Raw genomic sequence first — 17,880 nt, 5'->3', positions numbered from 1 at the left:
ATGGCTGGGGCAGGGCGGAACATCATCCGCCCTGCGGGGGGATATCTTAGAAACCGGCTTTGATCAGCTCAAACGTTTCCGCCTGACGTTCGCGCATGGCGTTGGGCAGGGGCAATTGCGCCAGCAGCGGCACATCAACCTCGCCCAGCCCGGATGCGACAAGGTCTTCCTCGGTCACTTGGGCCGCCAATGCGGCGGCGTTGGCCGACCCGAAACCGGCGTCAAGCAATGGCACGACCGAGTCCTCGGACAGCATCGCGTTGACGTAGTCATATGCCTTTTGTTCTACACCCGATCCATTTGCAAGGTTGACATAGCCACACAACCACAGCGACGACCCTTCCACTGTTTCGCGTGCGAAACCGATAGGGCGGCCTTCCTCGACCATTGTAGGATAGGTTTCATTCCACGCCCAGCTGATCAGGATTTCACCCGATGACATCAGCTGTGCCAATTCGGCCGGGTCGGTCCAATAGGTGCGCAGGTTGGGGTGAACCTCGCGCAGCCAGTTGGCGGCGGCGTCAAATTGCGCATCGGTGGCGGTGGTCCAGTCGTCAACGCCGGTGGCCAGATAGGCCAGCGCAAAGGCATCGTCAACGTTGTCTGGCAATGTCATGCGGCCCGCGTATTTGGGATCCTTGAAAATTTGCAGGCTGGTCACATCCTCGACCGGGACAGATTCCGGGTTATAGGCGATCGCGGTTGATCCGAAATCCGTCGGGATGAAATAAGCCGTTTCTGCGCCCACATCGGTGCCGGTCAGGGCGCGGTTCAGATTGTCATATGCGGTGATGCGGGACGTATCCCAAGGTTTGATGATCCCGCTGTCGGTCCAGCGGCTGACCGAACCGGCACAGATATGCGCGACATCGGCCTTGAAACCTGAACGCACCTTTTGAAACGCTTCGTCTTCGTCGCCAAAAAACGCAAAGGTCGGGCTGGCACCGTGCTGGTCGATATAGGCTTGGTGATATGCCGGATCCTCGAACCCCGAATAGTCAAAGACCAAAAGATCGGAATCCTGCGCAATCGCTGCGGTGGAAAGCGCCGTGACGGACACGGCACTAAAGAAAATGTTGGCTTTCATGGTGTTCTGCTCTCATTTGGATTTTGATTAGGTATTCATGACGGTGCGGCACTGCAAGGGCCATTTGGCGCATTACGCAGGTCTGCGCCGTGCGATGACATCTTGGGCAAGTTGCTGGGTGTAAGTTGCCAGTTCGGCCAGTTTTGCATCGGTGTCGGCGGCGCCATGGGCTGCGATCGCGTCGGCGATGTCAAGATGCAGGGCAACGATCCGTTCGCGCGACCGGGCGGTAAATGTGATCATGTTCATCAGCGGTTGCATCGCCTCGACCGCACCGGCCAGTTGATACGACAGCACCGGATTGCCAGCCGCATCCACCAGCGCGCGGTGAAACGCCACGTCGGATGCGCAAAACGCCGCGTCTGTCAGTCCGGGCTGCGCCTGGCGGTGTGCCTCGGCGCGCATGGTGGCCAGATGATCGGCGCTGCGCCGTGCGGCGGCCAGCGGCGCACAGGCCCGTTCCAGCGCATAGCGCGCCTCGCAGGCGGTGGCAAAACTGACATCGTTCATCGACAAAAGCAGCGTCGATGTGGTGATTTGTTGACCATAGGCGTCTTCAAACCGCAGGCGGTTGACGAAAGCCCCCCCCGCAGCCCCGCGCTGGGTGCGGATCAGCGATTGCGCCGCCAGCCGTTTCAGTGCCTCGCGCACGCTGGAACGTGACACATCGAAATGTTCGGCCATTTCCGCCTCGGAGGGCAGACGTTCATCGACGGGCAGCGCGCCCGAGATGATGGCATCCTTGATCGCCTTGGCAATCTGTGCCGACAGATCGGCGGGGTTTTCGGGGTCAATTTTCATTTGTCTGACATTTATGATTTGCCTGAAAGGTAATTGTCTGACAATTTAAATGCAAGCCGTTGAGTCGGGGGTGGACCATGCTGTCAGACCGGATCAGAACGATGGGAATGCCGCATTGGCTGACCCTGTTCGGGGTGATCCTGGGCGCTTGGATCGTGCTTTATACGCTGGCAATACCGGATGATTTGCGCGCGTTATCAAAAGTTTACGGATCAGAGTTTTGGCGATCCCTTTGCGTTGTCACGCTGGATGCCACAGGCTATGCCACCGCCGTTGCGATGTGGGCGCTGATGGCGGCGGCCATGATGTTGCCCACGGCCTTGCCTGCGTTCGCGACCCATGACGATCTGTGCCACCAGACAGGGGCGCGCCTTGCCCCGCTGGTGGCAGGGTATGCGGTGGTCTGGATGGGATTTTCGTTGATTGCAGCAGCGGCGCAGATGGGGCTGTTCAGTCTGCAAATGATCAGCGCCATCGGTGACAGCCAGTCGCTTTGGTTGTCGGCAGGGCTGTTGCTGGGGGCGGGCCTTTACCAGTTTTCACCCGTCAAAGAGGCCTGCCTGAGCAAATGCCGCCAGCCGCTGACATTTTTTATGTCACATTGGGACGAAGGCCCGTGGCGTAATGGGCTGCGGCTGGGGTTGATCTGTCTTGGCTGTTGCTGGGCCTTGATGCTGCTGGCCTTTGTGGGCGGGGTCATGAACATGGCCTTCATGGGGATTGCGACGCTGATCATGGTTCTGGAAAAGATGCAGAACTTGGGGCGATATGTGACAAGGCCCTTGGGCGTTGTCCTGATTTTTGGTGCAATGACACTGGTGGTGCGCGCCGTATAAGGAGGAATGGAAATGGCTTTGGATCAGAATGCAGCGGTGGGAACGATCCCTTGGGCGATCAAGGGCGAATTGATCCTGAACTGCAACTGCACGGTGTTCTGCCCCTGCGTGGTGTCGCTTGGCAAACATGCGCCGACCGAAGGCTATTGTCAGGCGTGGTCGGGTATTCGCATCGACAGCGGGCATTACGGTGACGAAGACCTGAGCGGTCTGAACGTGGGGTTGGTGCTGGAAATTCCCGGCCTGATGGCGCGCGGCAACTGGAAGGCTGCCGCCTATATCGATGAACGCGCCACTGACGCGGCCTATGACGGCTTGCTGAACATCTTTACCGGCAAGGCACGCGGCACCACGGGGCTGTTCAAGGTGCTGGTCAGCGAATTTCTGGGGGCTGAACGTGCACCGGTTCTGTTTGAGACCGAAGGCAAGGCGCGGCGCCTGATGGTCGGCAAGGCCATTCAGGGCGAGGTGGTGCCGGTCGGCGGCAAAGACCCTGATGAAGATATCGTGGTGACCAATACAGGTTACTGGATGGGGCCTGACATCACCGTTGCGACGGCCAACAAGGGCCGCGTGCGCGCCTTTGGCCGGGTGTGGGATTTTGACGGGCGCAGCGCCGAAATCTGCCAGATCGACTGGCACGGGCCGAACTGATCTGTCGGCTCTGAACACCACTGTTTATCTTTCAAAGGTGCCCTTATGGTCGTCATCGCCCCTTCGCGCCGCATCCGGCGCACCCCCTTTACCCCCGGCGTCGAGGCGGCGGGTGTCAAAGGGTATACCGTTTACAATCATATGCTGCTGCCGACGGTGTTTGACAGCGTGGTGGCGGATTATCACCATCTGAAAAACGCCGTGCAGGTCTGGGATGTGGCCTGCGAACGCCAGATCGAACTGCGCGGCCCCGATGCCGCGCGGCTCATGCAGATGCTGACGCCACGCGATCTGCGCGGAATGCTACCGGGGCAATGTTATTATGTGCCGATCGTCGATGAAACGGGGGGGATGCTGAACGACCCTGTTGCGCTGAAACTGTCCGAGGACCGTTGGTGGATTTCCATCGCCGATAGTGATCTTTTATTCTGGGTCAAGGGGTTGGCCTATGGTTATCGGCTGGATGTGCTGGTGGATGAGCCCGATATATCGCCGCTTGCGGTGCAGGGACCACAGGCCGAGGAACTGGTCGCAAGGGTGTTCGGTGATGCGACACGCGCGGTGCGGTTTTTCCGTTTTGGCTGGTTCGATTTTCAAGGTGTCAGCATGGCGGTGGCGCGGTCGGGCTATTCCAAACAGGGCGGGTTCGAGATTTACGTCGATGGCGCTGAAAACGGAATGCCGCTGTGGAACGCTTTTTTAGAGGCGGGCAAAGACCTTGACGTGCGCGCGGGCTGTCCGAACCTGATCGAACGGATCGAGGGCGGGTTGCTGTCATATGGCAATGACATGACGCGCGAAAATACGCCGCATGAATGCGGGTTGGGGCGGTTCTGTTCAACGCAGACGGCGATTGGCTGCGTCGGACGCGATGCGCTGCTGCGCGTCGCCAAGGAAGGGCCGACGCAACAGATCAGGGCGATTGAAATTGCAGGTGAGATTCCCCCCTGTGACCGCGCCTGGCCAATGTTGGCGGGTGGCAAACGGGTAGGGCAGGTGACATCGGCGGCCAAATCGCCGGACTTTGGCGTCAATGTGGCGATTGGCATGGTGCGGATGACCCATTGGGACGCGGGTGCGACTTTGCAGGTGGATACGCCGGACGGGATGCGCGAGGCTGTCGTACACGAGAATTTCTGGCTTTAGCGCCAGTGGCTGTCGTCGGAGCCTCCGGCGGGAGTTTTTTGACCAAGATGAAGGTGGGAGCCCACCAAGGAGGATGTGATGTTCAAGGCTTTGGTTGTCGAAAAGGACGCAGACGGCAAGACACATGCGGGCGTGCAGGAGATGTCGCTGGATCAACTGCCCGAGGCAGAGGTGACCGTTTCCGTGGAATATTCCACCGTCAATTACAAGGACGGGCTTTGCATCGGACCCGGCGGCGGGTTGGTGCGGAATTATCCGCATGTGCCGGGGATTGATTTTGCCGGCACGGTCGCGGCGTCATCTGATGCGCGTTACAAACCTGGCGACAAGGTTGTGCTGACCGGTTGGCGCGTCGGTGAGGCGCATTGGGGCGGCTATGCGCAGAAAGCGCGGGTGCGCGCCGACTGGCTGGTGCCACTGCCCGAAGGGTTGACGACGCGGCAGGCGATGGCCGTGGGCACCGCCGGGTTTACCGCGATGCTGGCGGTCATGGCGCTGGAGGATCATGGGATCAAGGCAGGGCCGGTGCTTGTGACCGGGGCTGCGGGTGGCGTGGGGTCTGTGGCGACGGCGATCCTTGCCAATTTGGGCTATAAGGTGGCGGCGGTGACGGGCCGGCCTGAGACCGAAGATTACCTGCGGTCGCTGGGGGCTACGCAAATTGTGCCGCGCGCGGAATTGAACGAGACGACCAAGCGCCCGTTAGAGGGCGAGACTTGGGGTGGATGTGTTGATGCCGTGGGCGGCGCGATGCTGGCGCGTGTGCTTGGGCAGATGGAATACGGTGCATCGGTTGCTGCTGTGGGGTTGGCAGGCGGTGCAGTATTGCCTGCGACGGTGATTCCGTTTCTGTTGCGCGGCGTGAACCTGCTGGGCATCGACAGCGTGATGCAGCCCTATGACAACCGCCTGCGCGCCTGGGCGCGGATTGCGCGCGACCTGCCGATGGATAAGCTGGAGGCGATGGTGCAGCCTGCCACGCTGGCCGATCTGCCGCAGCTTGGCGCTGATATTCTGAAGGGTCAAATCAAGGGGCGCGTGGTGGTCGATGTGAACGCGTGACCATGTCTTGCGCATGATCCGGGCATAGATCGGAAAAAGAAATGACGTGAAACCGGTTGTTTTGCCGGGTTTCATCCTGTTAGGCTTGTGTGGGGATATCGGGCATTTGTCTTGGTTTCCCGCACAAAAACGCGGCTCTTGCGACCTGCGTGGCCTGTAAGGTTAAAAACCGCCGCGACAGGAGGGAACAATGTTTCACAAGATTATGGTGCCCATTGATTTGGCTCACCGTGACCGTATGGAGACCGCGATCACCGTCGCGGCGGATATTGCAAAGCTTTACGGCGCGCAAGTCTGCTATGTCGGGGCGACCACGCCGACGCCCGGAGCAACGGCACATACCCCGCAGGAATACGCTGCCAAACTGGATGCCTTTGCCAGACAAGAGGGCGTAGCCCACGGGCATGACGTGGCATCGCACATGGTGATTTCGCACGATCCCACCGCCGATCTGGATCAAGATCTGGTCAAGGCCGTCGACGCGGTGGGCGCCGATCTGGTGGTGATGGCAACCCATGTGCCGCATATTGGCGACCGTTTATGGCCGTCAAACGGGGGGCGGTTGGCCACACATACAAAGGCGTCGGTCTTTCTGGTTCGCGCCGACGCATCAAAATAAAAATGAATGAAGGGGGTTAGATATATGGCCGATGAAAGCACGAATACGGGGATTCCTTTACCTGAAGGCAGCACCGACCTTATCGAAACCGACTATACGATTGGGCAAGACAATTACGAGGCCAATGTCGGGCCGTTCGGGCTTGATATTCACAATCCTGTTTTTGCGATTTCCGGGCTGAGCGTTGTCGCCTTTGTCTTTTATGCCCTCGTATTTCAGGAACAGGCCGCCGCCATGTTCGGTGCGCTGCGGCCATGGCTGACCAGCACGTTTGACTGGTTCTTTATTTCCGCCGCAAACGTCTTTGTGCTTTTCTGCCTGATGCTGATCGTTACGCCGCTTGGCACGGTGCGCTTGGGCGGGGCCGAGGCCACGCCTGACTACACTTATATGGGCTGGTTCGCGATGCTGTTTGCCGCGGGCATGGGCATTGGTCTGATGTTCTTTGGTGTGCTGGAACCGGTTTATCATATGGCCATATCGGAACCGCTGGGTGTTGCGTCGCCCTTTGACGCCGATGGAAATGTGATTGCGGCAAATGTGGATGCGGCGCGCGAAATGGGGCTGGCCGCCACGATCTATCACTGGGGGCTGCATCCTTGGGCCATCTATGCCGTGGTGGCGCTTGCGCTGGCATTGTTCAGCTATAACAAGGGGTTGCCACTATCCATCCGGTCGGCCTTCTACCCGATTTTCGGCGAACGGGTCTGGGGCTGGACAGGCCATGTGATTGATACGCTGGCGGTTTTTGCGACTTTGTTCGGTCTGGCGACATCGCTTGGGCTGGGTGCACAGCAGGCAGCTGCAGGGATGGAGTTTGTCTATGGCATCGAAAACACGGTTAACACACAGGTCATTCTGATCATCGGGATCACGGCGGTTGCGCTTGTGTCAGTGATGCGCGGGCTTGACGGTGGGGTCAAGGTACTGTCCGAGATCAACATGATGCTTGCGGCCCTACTGCTGCTGTTCGTGCTGTTTGTTGGCCCGACGCTTGCCATCCTGTCGGGTTTCGGCAGCGGACTGGTGGCCTATATCGCCGACCTTGCACCGCTATCAAACCCCGTTGGCCGGACCGATGACAGCTATCGCGAAGGCTGGACCGCGTTCTATTGGGCCTGGTGGATCAGCTGGTCACCTTTCGTGGGCATGTTCATTGCCCGTGTCAGCCGGGGCCGGACAGTGCGTGAATTCGTCGTCTGCGTTCTGCTGATCCCGTCGCTGGTTTGCGTGCTGTGGATGGCCGTTTTCGGCGGCACCGCAATTGATCAGGTTTTCGCATCGCCGGACACAAGTCTGGTCAAGGCCAATGTGATCGACAGCTATAGTCCGGAACTGAGCCTGTTCGGGATGCTGGCCGATTTGCCGCTGGCCGCGATCACATCGACCCTTGCGATCATCCTTGTCGTGGTGTTTTTCGTGACATCCTCTGACTCCGGCTCGCTGGTGATCGACACGATCACGGCGGGGGGCAAGGTTGACGCGCCTGTGCCACAGCGGATGTTCTGGTGTATCTTTGAAGGTGTCGTGGCGATCGTGCTGTTGCTGGGCGGCGGATTGGGGGCGTTGCAGGCGATGGTCATTTCGACCGGCCTGCCGTTTACGCTGGTCTTGTTGTTGATGTGCTGGGCGATCTTTCAGGGCCTGCGCAGCGAATTGCGCGCCTGACCTGACCGGGTGCAGGGCAAAAACAAGGGGCCGTCCTGTCGGGCGGCCCTTTTTGCGTGTTGACGCGGCGATCCTTGCGCTAGATCAACACGTGGCAGTGACAGGTAGAAGTTTCGTGGAAATATCCCCCATCATCATGTGGTTCCGGCGCGATCTGCGGCTGGGTGACCATCAGGCCCTGACCGCCGCCTGCGCCAGCGGGCGCCCGGTCATTCCGGTGTTCATTCATGATGATCTTGTCGCCGGGCAGGGGGCCGCGCCGCGGTTCAGGCTGGGTCTGGGGCTGGCGGATCTGGTGCATTCGCTGGCGGACAAGGGCAGCCGGTTGATCCTGCGTCGGGGTAATGCGCTGGTGGTGCTGCGCGATCTGATTGCACAAACGGGGGCCGGGGCTGTCTATTGGTCGCGGCTTTATGATCCTGACACGCGGGCGCGCGATACCGCCGTCAAAGCGGCACTGAAATGCGACGGGATCGACGCGCAAAGTTTTGCCGGGCATGTGTTGTTCGAACCATGGACGGTGGCGACCAAGACGGGCGGATTTTACAAGGTCTACACACCGATGTGGAAATCGGTGCGCGATACCGCCGTGCCAGATACCTTGCCAACACCCGCCGCGATACCCGCGCCTGACAGTTGGCCCGCGTCTGATGCGCTGGATGACTGGCAGATGGGGGCAGCTATGCAGCGCGGCGCCGATATTCTGGCCGGCCATTGCACTGTTGGGGAAACCGCCGCAGCGGACAGATTGGGCGGGTTTATCGCCGATCGCGTGGCCAGCTATGCGAAAAACCGCGATCTGCCCGCAGTGAAAGGCACATCAGGCCTGTCGGAAAACCTGACCTATGGGGAAATCAGCCCGCGCAGTTGCTGGCATGCGGGCTGGCGTGCGCTGCACGATGGCAAAGCAGATGCAGAGGTGTTTCTAAAAGAACTGGTCTGGCGCGAATTTGCCTATCATCTGGCCTATCACACGCCGCGGATTGTCAGCGACAACTGGAAACAAGACTGGGATTCCTTTCCATGGAACACCGATGAAAAGCGTCCCGAGGTGGTGGCATGGCAACAGGGTCGCACGGGTATCCAGTTTGTCGATGCCGCCATGCGCGAAATGTATGTCACCGGCACCATGCATAACCGGGGGCGGATGATTGTCGCGTCTTACCTGACGAAACATCTGCTGACGCATTGGCAAATCGGGATGCACTGGTTTGCCGACTGCCTGATCGACTGGGATCCGTGCAGCAATGCGATGGGATGGCAATGGTCGGCGGGGTCGGGGCCGGATGCCACACCGTATTTCCGCGTGTTCAATCCGGTGACGCAGTTGGATAAATTCGACAAGGATCGCGCTTATGTCAAACGCTGGCTGGCCGAACCATATTCCAGACCATCAGCGACGGCGCTGTCGTTTTATGATATGATCCCAATGCGCTGGGGCATGTCACCCCACGATGGTTATCCTGATCCGGTTGTCGCCGCGGATGCCGGGCGCAAGCGTGCATTGTACGCATATGAAAACCGTGGTTTTTGAACGACGCAGGGTCAGTAAAACTTTTTCAAACGTTTTCCGTGACTTCACCGAAACACAGGTTAATTTACTGCCATAAACCGAGCGCGACCCGCCTGAGCGCGTTCAGAACGACAAAAGGACAAGAATGATATTCACCAGCACTGAAGGGCAGGACAAACTGCCCCGGTATTTTTCCGCTGTTTTTGATGTGATGCAAACGATGAAACGCGGACGGATTGACGTGATTTTGCCTGACGGGCGGCATTTTCGCGCCGAAGGAACAGAACCGGGCTATGTGGCTGAAATTCAGGTGCATAACGATGATCTGTTTGCGCGCACCATACGCGAAGGTGATCTTGGGTTTTGCGAGGCCTATATGGATGGCTGGTGGTCAACGCCTGATCTGTTGGCCTTCATGGATCTGGTGCATGACGACGCCGAGGACATGTATGACGGGTTTCCCGGCCAGTTTCTTGTGCGGTTTTATGAACGGATGCGGTTCTGGATGCAGCGCAATTCCAAAGAGCAGGCGAAAAAGAACATCAGCTATCACTACGATCTGGGCAATGATTTCTATGCGCTTTGGCTGGACGAAACAATGACCTATTCATCGGCCAAATTCGACACCGGACAAGAAAGCCTGGAGGCCGCGCAGATCGCCAAATACCAAAGCATGGTCGATCAGATGGGCGCGCAACCGGGCGATCATGTTCTGGAAATCGGCTGTGGCTGGGGTGGGTTTGCCGAATATGCCGCCAAGGAACGCGGACTAAGGGTTACAGGCCTGACGATCAGCCGCGAACAACATGACTATGCGGTAGAACGGATGGCCAAGGCCGGGCTGTCGGATATGGTGACGATCAAGATGCAGGATTACCGCGACGAAACCGGCGTTTATGACGGGATCGCCAGTATCGAAATGTTCGAGGCCGTGGGCGAAAAGTACTGGCCGGTCTATTTCGAGACCCTGCGCGAAAGGCTGAAACCGGGCAAACACGCAACACTCCAGATCATCACGGTCGCGCACAGGCGTTGGCAGGTCTACAAGCGGGGCGTTGATTTCATCCAGAAATACATCTTTCCCGGCGGCATGCTGCCCAGCCCTGTGGTCTTGCGCCAAGAGATTGAAAAGGCTGGATTAACCGTCGCGCGTTCGATTGAATTCGGTGAAAGCTACAGCCAGACCCTGCGCCGCTGGCACGAGACGTTCAATGATCGCTGGGATGATGTCGCCGCCTTGGGTTTTGATGAACGGTTTAAACGGATGTGGAACTTTTATCTGACCTCTTGCGCCAGCACTTTTCATAGCGGAAACTGCGATGTAACCCAGATAACCGTGACACGCGCGCCCTGAACGCGGCGCGGACGCCAAGAAGGATGCCGTTGTATGCCGACAGCTGGACGCCTCGCAGGGGCCATCGCCTATGCGCTATATGGTTGGTATATTGCGAGCCTTTTGATCCCGTTTTTTCCCGAAGGTGTGGCGCCTGGCTACCTGATCCCGGCCACGATCACGATTGCCGTCGTCTGTGGGTGGAAGATTGTCGGTGCGCGGGCCAATCGCGGGTATTACGCCGCCATTGGCCACGGTCTGACAGGGGCTTTTGCCCTGTCGTTTTGGGTGATCTTTCTTGTGTCGTTCCAAAGGATGATCCGCAAATCGTTGCGGCGGCTTTATGATGGCCCGATGGAGGGGGTTGTCGATATTTTTGCACAGATGCTGGAATTTGGGCAAGAATTGTTGGACGTGAACCTGATCGTGTCGGTGGCGGTTGGCGGGGTCATCGGTGCTTGGGTGGCCGAATATTACGCCAAGCGTTACCCTTGAACGATGGATCTGTTTGTTTACGGCACGTTGATGTCGCATGCATTGATGGCGGCGGTTGCCGGGCCCGGACGTCTGACTGCGACGCAGGCACAACTGGAAGAATATGCGCGCCTGCCTGTCAGGGATGCTGTTGTGCCCTTTATCATAGCCACCAGCGGGGCGGTATGCCGGGGGGTTGTCTGGCATGATCTGACGGATCAACAGGTCAACCGCCTCGATCTGTATGAATCGGCATTTGGGTATCAGCGCAAAGAAATGCGCGTCACACAAGGCGGCGAAATAGTCCCGGTTTCTTGCTATATGCCGCCAAAGGCGGTTGTGGCGGGACCGGGGGACTGGGCGTTGCAGACGTGGGAACCGGCGCATTTGGCCCCTGCGGTTCTGGCCGCACAAGACCTGTTTTCCCACCGTCCATTGCCCGAACCGGGTGCCTTGCGGCGCATGTGGCCGATGATCGATGCGCGTGCTTGGGCCAAGCACCGCGCCTCTGCCGGCCCTGCACAAATCCGCCATGCCGCAGCACCTGACGATATGCGCATTGTCGCCAGCCGCCCACCGCAGGGGTCTTTTTTTCGTTTGCAAAGCGTCGATGTGACCCATCGCCGGTTTGATGGCACAAGATCGCATCTTTTGGTGCGCGAGGCCTTCCTTGGTGTCGATGCGGCCATCGTGCTGCCTTATGATCCGCTGCGCGACCGTGTGGTGCTGGTGGAACAGTTTCGCATGGGGCCGCTGATGCGGCATGATCCCAATCCGTGGATGCTGGAGCCTGTGGCCGGAATCGTTGATGCCCGCGAAACCCCGCAAGATGCCGCACACCGCGAAGCACAAGAGGAAGCAGGGCTTACCCTGCGCCATCTTGAACCTGTCAGCGCGTTCTACGCGTCGCCCGGCGCGTCAACCGATTTCATGTATGGCTATGTCGGTCTGTGCGATATCCCGCAAACATCCCCCTATAGCGGCGGGCTTGCATCCGAAGCAGAGGATTTGCGCCTGCACCCGATCACGCTGGACAGGGCCTTGGCGTTGATGGACAGCGGTGAAATCGCGACCGGCCCATTGGTTTTACTGCTTAACTGGCTGGCCCGCCACCGGACACGACTGCGCGCCATGTCTTGATGTCAGGCTGGCGCGGGCCTACACATGTTACGTAAAACGAAAGGCGCCCTAAGATGACCATCAGACAAGATTTGGCCGATGCGGTCGGCAATACCCCGTTGATCAAACTGCGCGCCGCGTCAGAGGCAACGGGCTGTACCATTCTGGGCAAGGCAGAGTTTATGAACCCCGGACAGTCCGTCAAGGATCGCGCGGCGCTGTTCATGATCCGTGATGCGATTGCCAGGGGTGATCTGCAACCGGGCGGCACGATTGTCGAAGGGACCGCCGGCAATACCGGCATCGGGCTGGCGCTGGTGGGCGCATCCATGGGGTTCAAGACGGTCATCGTTATTCCTGAAACCCAAAGTCAGGAAAAGAAAGACATGCTGCGCCTTGCCGGTGCGCAACTGGTCGAAGTGCCCGCAGCGCCCTATCGCAACCCCAACAATTTTGTCCGCTATTCCGAACGGCTGGCCAATGAATTGGCCAAGACCGAACCGCATGGGGCGGTCTGGGCGAACCAGTTTGATAACGTCGCCAATCGGCAGGCGCATATCGAAACCACCGGCCCGGAAATCTGGGACCAGACGGGCGGCAAGGTTGACGGGTTCATCTGCGCCTGCGGGTCGGGCGGCACGCTGGCGGGGGTCGCCATGGCCTTGCAGGACAAAGGCGTTAAAATCGGGCTGTCCGATCCTGATGGCGCCGCTCTCTATTCCTATTACACCACCGGCGTGCTGAAGATGGAAGGATCGTCAATTTCCGAAGGCATCGGGCAAGCGCGGATTACCCGGAACCTTGAAGGGCTGAAGCCCGATTTTTGCTATAACGTCAGCGATCAAGAGGCACTGCCGATTGTCTTTGATCTGTTGCAACACGAAGGTTTGTGCATGGGCGGTTCGACGGGCATCAATGTAGCCGGAGCGATCCGCATGGCGCGCGACATGGGGCCGGGCCATACGATTGTGACTATCCTGTGCGACTATGGCACCCGCTATCAATCCAAGCTGTATAACCCCGGCTTCCTGCGTGAAAAGGGTCTACCGGTGCCGGAATGGCTGGAAGCAAAGGTTGAACTGCCGTCGGTCTTTGCCGACACATGATCCGGCGGCTGTTCCTTGTTGCGGTCCTGACGCTGTGGCCTTTGCCGGGGCTTGCCCAAGGCATTGGTGATGCAGCCGTGCCGGACACGGCCGCGCAGGACACGGTCACGGACATGCAAGGACCAGCCGCGCCCGACGCGTCGTTACAGCAACCGCCGGTCGCGCCCTTTGACGAAGGCTGGGAAAGGGTTGCGCGGCTTGCAGAAGATCTGGCCATGCGGCCCGATGCATCACTGTTTGCGGTGAACCGCGTGCGGGCGGATCTGGTGATGTGGCGTGACGCATTCCACTTGCGCACACGCGACAACGCCGCCCGGCTTGCCACGGTAAATGCCCAGATTGCGGCGCTGGGTGCAGTCCCTGAAACAGGCGAGGAAGCCCCCGACGTTGCAACGCGACGGGCGGCGTTAGCTGAACAAAGGCGCGCCCTTGCAGCACCGGGCATCCTGGCCGCAGAGGCGCATGCCCGCGCTGATGGATTGATCCGCGAATTTGATGCGCGCCTATTGCAACGCCAAACGGCCGAACTGACCAAACGTGGCCCATCCCCGCTGAATCCGGTGCATCTGGGTGGGGCAGTGGCGGCCGTTTGGAACGCAGTATCCATCGTGGGCGTCGAAATCGCCGCGGGTCTTGTTCAAGGGGTTGAATCGGGGCGGCTTCAGTCAAACCTGCCGCGCGCGGTTGCGCTGTTTGTTGTGGCTGTCGGGCTGCTTTGGTTTGTGCGGCGATGGATTACCACATGGCGCAGCACCCTGGAAACTCGCGCCGGGAAACTGATGCCAGTCTGGATGTTCACTTTGTCGCTGGCGCAAATTGCAGTGCCGGTTCTGGGGCTGGTGGCGCTGCGATTGTCGCTTGAAACGCTTGATATTTTTGGTCTTCGCAGCAGTCTTGTGGTGGCGGCGATCCCGTCTGCGGGGTTTGCAGTGGTGTTTGCCTGGTGGCTGGGGGGGCGCATTTTTCCGTCGGGTGTGCAGGCGGGGTATCTGGGGTATGATCGGGGCACGCGCCGGCTGGGCCGGGCCTATAGCCTGACACTGGCGTGGATCATGGCCATCGGGTCGCTGTTTGACGCTGCATTGCAGACTATCGAAACAGATCCCGGTGTGCGCGCAGCGATTGAATGGCCGGTGTTGGCAGTCATGGGCGTTGTGTTGTGGCAACTGGGGCATGTCATCCGGCGCAAGCCGGAAGAGATTGAAGGCCAGACCGTATCGCAGGGCCGCCTGCGGGATCTGGTAGGGCAGCTTTGCATCCTGATCGCTGTTGTCGCCCCTTTGGTTGCGGCGCTGGGATATGGTGCCGCGGGTCGGGCGCTGATGGTGCCGGCGATCATGTCGCTGGCATTGATCGGGCTTTTGCTGGCGATCCAGCGTTTGGTGCACGACGTTAGCCGCGATGACATCAACGACGAAAACAACAAGGGCGCCTTTGCGCTGTTGCCGGTTCTGATCAGTTTCTTGATCTACATTCTTAGCCTGCCGCTTTTTGCGCTGATATGGGGCGCCCGTGTCGATGACCTAGAGGAACAGTGGACCCGCTTTGGCGAAGGTTTTGCGCTCGGCGAATCCCGCATTTCGCCCGGCGATTTTCTGACTTTTGCGATCGTCTTTGCACTGGGTTACCTGCTGACGCGGTTTATTCAGGGCAGTCTGCGCAAATCGGTGCTGCCACGCACCCGGTTGGATCTGGGGGGGCAAAATGCGATTGTGGCCGGTTTTGGCTATCTTGGGATCATTCTGGCTGCAATCATCGCGATCACCAGTGCGGGGATTGACCTGTCGAGCCTCGCGATCGTGGCGGGTGCCTTGTCGGTCGGAATCGGGTTCGGGTTGCAGAATATCGTGTCAAACTTTGTGTCGGGGATCATTTTGTTGATCGAGCGCCCCGTCAGTGAAGGTGACTGGATCGAAGTCGGCGGAAAGATGGGCTATGTGCGCGCCATTTCTGTGCGCTCTACCCGGATCGAAACTTTTGACCGGACCGATGTGATCGTGCCCAATGCCGATCTGGTCAGCAATCAGGTCATCAACTGGACGCGTGGCAACCTGATTGGCCGGGTCATCTTGTCGGTTGGGGTGGCCTATGGCAGTGACGTGGACAAGGTAACAAACATCCTGCGCGAAATTGCCGAGGCCCACCCGATGGTCCTGATGACGCCACCGCCTGCCGTTCTGTTTATGGGGTTTGGGGCAAGTTCGCTTGATTTTGAAATTCGGGCCATTCTGCGCGATGTGAATTACATCATGAATACAAAATCCGAGATAAACCACGAAATTGCCAAAAGGTTTGCCGCAGAAGGCATTGAGATTCCCTTTGCGCAACATGACATCTGGCTGCGCAATCCCGAGGCGCTGAAGGAAAGCAAAGCATGACTGACTTGTTGTTTCGTGATGATGCCTATCTGCGCGAGGCACCGGCCCATGTGACAGCGATCACCTCTGAAGGTGGGATCATGCTGGATAAATCCGTGTTTTACCCCACCTCTGGCGGGCAGCCCGGGGATAGCGGCCAGCTTGTTTGGCATGGTGGGACGCTGGATATTGCCACGGCCGTGAAAGGGCAGGGGGATGGTGTGGTTTTGCTGCCGGCAGAGCCTGCGGCGATGCCTGCGGTGGGCGACCGGGTGCATCAGAAAATCAACTGGGACCGCCGGTATCGCCATATGCGGATGCATACGGCCCTGCATCTGTTGTCGGTTGTGATCCCTTTGCCGGTCACGGGCGGTGCGATTGCGGCTGACAAGGGGCGGCTGGATTTCAATATGCCAGACGCACTGGATGATCGGGCCGCGGTCGAAGAGGATCTGAACCGGCTGATTGCCTGCAATATGGACGTGACGGAAGAGTGGATCAGCGAATCCGCACTGGATGCGCAACCCGATCTTGTGAAAACAATGGCTGTCCAGCCCCCCCGTGGCGGTGGACGTATCCGATTGGTGCGGATCGGCGTTGGCCTTGAAACTGCCGACCTGCAACCCTGTGGGGGCACCCATGTTGCGAATACCCGCGAAATTGGCCGGGTCAGCTTGGGTAAGATCGAAAAAAAGGGCCGGCAGAACCGGCGGGTTTATTTGCACTTTGCGTAAGCAGCGCGCTGGCGCGTCTACATCAGTCTTTGTGACGATGTCTGTCGGGTGTTTGATCAAGCATCTGTTCGGATTCAGGCAATCCTTCGCGCGACAGCAGAATGGCAAAGGGACGCAAATGCGGAACATGGCTGCACACAACCAAAAGCATCACCATAATCGGCACCGATAAAAACATCCCGGGAATGCCCCAAACGGCCCCCCAAAAAGCGAGCGACAGAATGATCCCGAAGGATGACAGGCGCAAGGCATGCCCCATCAACATCGGATCAATAATGCTGCCGTTGATGAACTGAATGATCCCTGAAATGGTAAAGATCAGCAGCGTAATCGTAGCGTCACCGATTTGGACATGGGCCATCAGTGAAATCAGCACGGTCGCCACGATCGAGCCTATATTCGGGATGAAATTCAGCACGAATGTGATGATCCCGATGGATGTCGCCAATTCCAGTTGAAACGCCCGCGCCAGCACATAGACCATTGCCCCGGTGATCGCGCTGATCACGGTTTTGACCAGAAGGTAATAATTGACCCGGTGAATAATGGATTGAATGATCCGGCCGATCCGTTCGGCTTGCGCCTTGTCACCGACGAAATTGTCAAGTTTGGTTTCGAACCAAACACGCTCGGCAAACAAAAAGCCGACAAAGAGGATCACCAGAACGGTGGCCTGCATGATTCCGCTTGCTTGCCCAGCGGCCGTGCGCAGATAGCCTGACACCTCCATTGAGCGGACAGCGTTGGAAATGGCGCGCTCTTCTTCTTCGCCAAGCCAACTGAACAATGATGCAACCGCAGAGGGCGCGCGTTCGGCATAAGACAGCGTTGTGACCAGCACGGTGTTGACTTGTCCGACCAGAACAGACGCCAGCGTCAAAAGAGCGGCGGCAATCAGAACCATGGCGACGGCGCTGGCCACGGCATTGGGGATACGAATCGGCCCAATGCGTTGCCGCGCGATAAAATTGATGACATCGCTTGTAAGACTGAACAAAATGATCGCCGTCGCCAGCGAAATCAGGATAAACCGTGCCTGCACCAGCAGGAAAAGAACGACAGCAAACGCAATAATCAACAACGCGCCGGTCTGCAGCCGGGTTGATTCGGACCGTTTTTCAGGAACGCTTGTTTTGGGCGGATCGTGTAACATAGCACCTAGACTGACATATTCGTGACGGCTTGAACATGGCTGCGGATGCAGATGCAGTAAAGACAATAAACAAACATATTATGAAGGTCTTGCAAAAGGGGCCAGGCCCGGTCTAAACCCTCGTCACGGACAGGTGGCCGAGTGGTCGAAGGCGCACGCCTGGAAAGTGTGTAGGCGGGAGACCGTCTCCAGGGTTCGAATCCCTGTCTGTCCGCCAC

General features: G+C 58.5%; 16 protein-coding genes and 1 tRNA gene. 14 read left to right on the top strand and 3 right to left on the bottom strand.

All coding sequences use genetic code 11. The features are described 5' to 3' along the window. Positions 1–46: 46 nt before the first annotated feature. A complete protein-coding gene (locus IBX59_RS09920) occupies positions 47–1,087 on the bottom strand; it encodes an ABC transporter substrate-binding protein (protein WP_296375024.1) in 1,041 nt (346 codons plus the stop codon). A 72-nt stretch (positions 1,088–1,159) separates the two neighbouring features. Further along, a complete protein-coding gene (locus IBX59_RS09915) occupies positions 1,160–1,888 on the bottom strand; it encodes a GntR family transcriptional regulator (protein WP_296375022.1) in 729 nt (242 codons plus the stop codon). A 77-nt stretch (positions 1,889–1,965) separates the two neighbouring features. Here IBX59_RS09915 and IBX59_RS09910 point away from each other — a divergent pair, with 77 nt between their 5' ends. From IBX59_RS09910 to IBX59_RS09850, 13 genes are all read left to right on the top strand, one after another. Continuing rightward, positions 1,966–2,724 carry a DUF2182 domain-containing protein gene (locus IBX59_RS09910; RefSeq protein ID WP_296375019.1) on the top strand — a complete coding sequence of 253 codons (759 nt, stop codon included), beginning with the start codon at positions 1,966–1,968 and terminating at the stop codon, positions 2,722–2,724. A 12-nt stretch (positions 2,725–2,736) separates the two neighbouring features. Further along, positions 2,737–3,378 carry a DUF1326 domain-containing protein gene (locus IBX59_RS09905; protein WP_296375017.1) on the top strand — a complete coding sequence of 214 codons (642 nt, stop codon included), beginning with the start codon at positions 2,737–2,739 and terminating at the stop codon, positions 3,376–3,378. A 45-nt stretch (positions 3,379–3,423) separates the two neighbouring features. Next, entirely contained in the window at positions 3,424–4,524 is a 1,101-nt protein-coding gene (locus IBX59_RS09900) for a dimethylsulfoniopropionate demethylase (protein WP_296375015.1), read from the top strand. 78 nt (positions 4,525–4,602) lie between these two features. Continuing rightward, a complete protein-coding gene (gene acuI, locus IBX59_RS09895) occupies positions 4,603–5,586 on the top strand; it encodes an acryloyl-CoA reductase (RefSeq protein WP_296375013.1) in 984 nt (327 codons plus the stop codon). 190 nt (positions 5,587–5,776) lie between these two features. Beyond that, positions 5,777–6,205, top strand: coding sequence for a universal stress protein (locus tag IBX59_RS09890; RefSeq protein WP_296375011.1), 429 nt, complete (start codon positions 5,777–5,779; stop codon positions 6,203–6,205). 24 nt (positions 6,206–6,229) lie between these two features. Beyond that, a complete protein-coding gene (locus tag IBX59_RS09885) occupies positions 6,230–7,873 on the top strand; it encodes a BCCT family transporter (RefSeq protein WP_296375008.1) in 1,644 nt (547 codons plus the stop codon). 115 nt (positions 7,874–7,988) lie between these two features. Further along, positions 7,989–9,407 (top strand): deoxyribodipyrimidine photo-lyase, encoded by a 1,419-nt coding sequence (locus tag IBX59_RS09880; RefSeq protein WP_296375006.1) that lies wholly within the window; start codon positions 7,989–7,991, stop codon positions 9,405–9,407. Positions 9,408–9,531: 124 nt separating this feature from the next. After that, positions 9,532–10,740, top strand: a complete 1,209-nt coding sequence (locus IBX59_RS09875) for a cyclopropane-fatty-acyl-phospholipid synthase family protein (protein WP_296375004.1) — start codon at positions 9,532–9,534, stop codon at positions 10,738–10,740. A gap of 33 nt (positions 10,741–10,773) precedes the next feature. Beyond that, positions 10,774–11,214, top strand: coding sequence for a TrgA family protein (locus IBX59_RS09870; RefSeq protein WP_296375002.1), 441 nt, complete (start codon positions 10,774–10,776; stop codon positions 11,212–11,214). A gap of 3 nt (positions 11,215–11,217) precedes the next feature. Next, a complete protein-coding gene (locus IBX59_RS09865) occupies positions 11,218–12,333 on the top strand; it encodes a gamma-glutamylcyclotransferase (protein ID WP_296375000.1) in 1,116 nt (371 codons plus the stop codon). A gap of 53 nt (positions 12,334–12,386) precedes the next feature. Then, complete coding sequence (locus IBX59_RS09860; RefSeq protein WP_296374997.1) at positions 12,387–13,418, top strand: cysteine synthase A; 1,032 nt, start codon at positions 12,387–12,389, stop codon at positions 13,416–13,418. Beyond that, positions 13,415–15,796, top strand: coding sequence for a DUF3772 domain-containing protein (locus IBX59_RS09855; RefSeq protein ID WP_296374995.1), 2,382 nt, complete (start codon positions 13,415–13,417; stop codon positions 15,794–15,796). The genes IBX59_RS09860 and IBX59_RS09855 overlap by 4 nt, the downstream gene beginning before the upstream one ends. Next, positions 15,793–16,509 carry an alanyl-tRNA editing protein gene (locus tag IBX59_RS09850; protein ID WP_296374993.1) on the top strand — a complete coding sequence of 239 codons (717 nt, stop codon included), beginning with the start codon at positions 15,793–15,795 and terminating at the stop codon, positions 16,507–16,509. The genes IBX59_RS09855 and IBX59_RS09850 overlap by 4 nt, the downstream gene beginning before the upstream one ends. Before the next feature lie 22 nt (positions 16,510–16,531). Here the strand turns inward: IBX59_RS09850 and IBX59_RS09845 are convergent, their stop codons facing one another. Next, positions 16,532–17,662: an AI-2E family transporter gene (locus tag IBX59_RS09845; RefSeq protein ID WP_296374991.1), complete on the bottom strand. Its 1,131-nt coding sequence runs from the start codon at positions 17,660–17,662 to the stop codon at positions 16,532–16,534. 127 nt (positions 17,663–17,789) lie between these two features. Between IBX59_RS09845 and IBX59_RS09840 the strand changes: the two genes are divergently transcribed. Then, a tRNA-Ser gene (locus tag IBX59_RS09840) sits at positions 17,790–17,879 on the top strand. Position 17,880 lies beyond the last annotated feature (1 nt).

Source organism: Yoonia sp. (assembly GCF_014859355.1).
Classification (GTDB): Bacteria; Pseudomonadota; Alphaproteobacteria; order Rhodobacterales; family Rhodobacteraceae; genus Yoonia.
This window is presented reverse-complemented; position numbering and strand designations above follow the sequence as displayed.

Coding starts and splice junctions, on each gene's coding strand:
- IBX59_RS09920 (WP_296375024.1), bottom strand. CDS start 1,087: ATGAAAGCCAACATTTTCTTTAGTGCCGTGTCCGTCACGGCGCTTTCC.
- IBX59_RS09915 (WP_296375022.1), bottom strand. CDS start 1,888: ATGAAAATTGACCCCGAAAACCCCGCCGATCTGTCGGCACAGATTGCC.
- IBX59_RS09910 (WP_296375019.1), top strand. CDS start 1,966: ATGCTGTCAGACCGGATCAGAACGATGGGAATGCCGCATTGGCTGACC.
- IBX59_RS09905 (WP_296375017.1), top strand. CDS start 2,737: ATGGCTTTGGATCAGAATGCAGCGGTGGGAACGATCCCTTGGGCGATC.
- IBX59_RS09900 (WP_296375015.1), top strand. CDS start 3,424: ATGGTCGTCATCGCCCCTTCGCGCCGCATCCGGCGCACCCCCTTTACC.
- acuI (WP_296375013.1), top strand. CDS start 4,603: ATGTTCAAGGCTTTGGTTGTCGAAAAGGACGCAGACGGCAAGACACAT.
- IBX59_RS09890 (WP_296375011.1), top strand. CDS start 5,777: ATGTTTCACAAGATTATGGTGCCCATTGATTTGGCTCACCGTGACCGT.
- IBX59_RS09885 (WP_296375008.1), top strand. CDS start 6,230: ATGGCCGATGAAAGCACGAATACGGGGATTCCTTTACCTGAAGGCAGC.
- IBX59_RS09875 (WP_296375004.1), top strand. CDS start 9,532: ATGATATTCACCAGCACTGAAGGGCAGGACAAACTGCCCCGGTATTTT.
- IBX59_RS09870 (WP_296375002.1), top strand. CDS start 10,774: ATGCCGACAGCTGGACGCCTCGCAGGGGCCATCGCCTATGCGCTATAT.
- IBX59_RS09865 (WP_296375000.1), top strand. CDS start 11,218: ATGGATCTGTTTGTTTACGGCACGTTGATGTCGCATGCATTGATGGCG.
- IBX59_RS09860 (WP_296374997.1), top strand. CDS start 12,387: ATGACCATCAGACAAGATTTGGCCGATGCGGTCGGCAATACCCCGTTG.
- IBX59_RS09855 (WP_296374995.1), top strand. CDS start 13,415: ATGATCCGGCGGCTGTTCCTTGTTGCGGTCCTGACGCTGTGGCCTTTG.
- IBX59_RS09850 (WP_296374993.1), top strand. CDS start 15,793: ATGACTGACTTGTTGTTTCGTGATGATGCCTATCTGCGCGAGGCACCG.
- IBX59_RS09845 (WP_296374991.1), bottom strand. CDS start 17,662: ATGTTACACGATCCGCCCAAAACAAGCGTTCCTGAAAAACGGTCCGAA.